Consider the following 1,980-nt stretch of genomic DNA (forward strand, 5'->3'; position numbering starts at 1 on the left):
GGTCACAAGCCGCACAATTCGCAACGACGTCTACCAGGACGCGTTGCGCGCGGCTGAATCGACGTTGCGCAACTCCCGTAAGAAATGAGCGACTCGGGCTCGCCTTACAATACAGTCTATGAAAAGCTTATTCTTAGGGATGATGACCTCGTAGGGCTCATCTCCTACGCGCTATACAAACAACGCAAGCGCTCGTGGGTGATTGATTTCAAGAGTCAGAAAGGTCGTGCGCCCCGAGATGACGAGGCGAACAGCTATCTCATTGGAGAAACAACTTCCTCTCGTCTCAATGATTATCGTCAGCAAGCCGAAGCCATTTTGGGCTCCTATGCGGACCAAGTCATAAAGAGTGCCACGCCCGATATCCAGAAGAACGCCATCGCAGGAAAAATCGAACGGTCCTTGGCTTGGTATCAACAAATACCCGGCGGTGTGGTTGCCGGCCTTTCCTATACTGTTTTCCTCGTCTGCCTCGTGCTTGCTCTCAAATATGCGGGAATCGATCTTCTCAGCATTCTCAACGCAGCGGGCAAGGGCTAGAACAGCGACAGCTGACCTGCGTTCTTTCCTGGCGCTTGAAAGAGGTCGGTGCGCAATTTCAAACGCTGCTTGTTGTAGCCGAGACGTTCCGTCGCGGCTTCGAAGCGTCGTCCGATGATCCAGGCGAAGGGGCCGACACCCGTTTGCCGAACCCCCCATTCCGCATCGTAATCCTTGCCGCCACGGGCATCCTGCAAGAGCGAGAACACATGTTTGAGCTTGTCCGGATAATGCTCGATGAGCCAATCGCGCATGAGATCCTTGAGGTCGTGCGGCAGGCGCAGGAGCACGTAGCCCGCCTCGCGAGCGCCGGCCTGATGGGCGGCCTTCAGGATCGCCTCGATCTCGTGGTCGGTAATGGCGGGGATGATGGGCGCGACGAGGACGCTGACGGGAATGCCGGCCTCCGCCAATTTGCGAACCGTCTCGAGCCGTTTTGCCGGGGATGCTGCCCGTGGTTCCATCTTGCGGGCGAGCTTGGGATCGAGCGTGGTGATCGAGATGGCGACCTTGGCGAGCTGCCGGTCGGCCATCTGCGCCAGGATGTCGATGTCTCTGGTGACCAGCGCCGATTTCGTCACGATACCGACGGGATGGCTCGTCCGGTGGAGGACCTCCAGGATACTGCGCGTGATGCGCAAATTGCGCTCCAGCGGCTGGTAGGGATCGGTGTTCGATCCCATTGCGATGACTTTCGGCTTGTATCCTTTCGTCGCGAGCTCCTTTTCCAACAGCTCCGGCGCGCTCGGCTTGGCGAAAATCTTGGTCTCGAAGTCGAGCCCAGACGACAATCCCTGGAAGGCGTGGGTCGGACGCGCGAAACAATAGACGCAGCCGTGTTCGCAGCCCCGATAAGGGTTGATCGACTGATCGAAGCCGATATCGGGCGAATCGTTCTTGGCGATGATGGTGCGCGGTTTCTCGACGATCACCTCGGTTCGAAGAACCGTKTCCTCCTCTTCGCCGTCCCACCCGTCGACGAAAGTCTCCCGCAGCGCGACTTCGAATCGCCCGGTCGGGTTCGACACGGCGCCGCGCCCACGCCGCAWCTCGCCTTCGACGCGGTGGGCGGGATCGACCGCCCGCTGCAACGCGGCCTCGGTCGCCTCCTGGGGATTACGGGCGACGGGAAAGGGCCGTCGTCCCTGCCGCTGCGATTCAGGCGATGGGGCGCGCTGCGCGACGCTCCGCCGGTGCGGTTCGCGGGGAGCGATCTCGTTCTGCCTCGGGCGAGCGTCGCCTTCGAGATAGAAACCGGTCGTCGGGTAGGGCACTTGAGCGTTTGCCGGAGCGGACATAGCGGGCCTCGAACGAATCCACATGAGAACGTAACAAGAACAAAGAACAAAACTGGAACGAGATCAAGGCCGCTTTGAGGCGGCATTATGAAGCGCTATGGTGTTCACATGATCTCTGTTCTCATTCGCGTGAAGCACGGGC

The 1,980-nt window shown here is 59.6% G+C and carries 2 protein-coding genes; one reads left to right on the top strand and one right to left on the bottom strand.

The window, feature by feature from the left end; translation table 11 throughout:
- Window positions 1–84 precede the first annotated feature (84 nt).
- Window positions 85–540 (top strand): hypothetical protein, encoded by a 456-nt coding sequence (locus tag AC1DT3_RS19270; RefSeq protein ID WP_477466825.1) that lies wholly within the window; start codon window positions 85–87, stop codon window positions 538–540.
- Here the strand turns inward: AC1DT3_RS19270 and AC1DT3_RS19275 are convergent.
- Entirely contained in the window at window positions 537–1,838 is a 1,302-nt protein-coding gene (locus AC1DT3_RS19275) for a PA0069 family radical SAM protein (protein ID WP_477466826.1), read from the bottom strand. The two genes, AC1DT3_RS19270 and AC1DT3_RS19275, sit on opposite strands and share 4 nt — an antisense overlap.
- Window positions 1,839–1,980: the final 142 nt, after the last annotated feature.

The organism is Microvirga sp. P4_G7, from assembly GCF_056401005.1.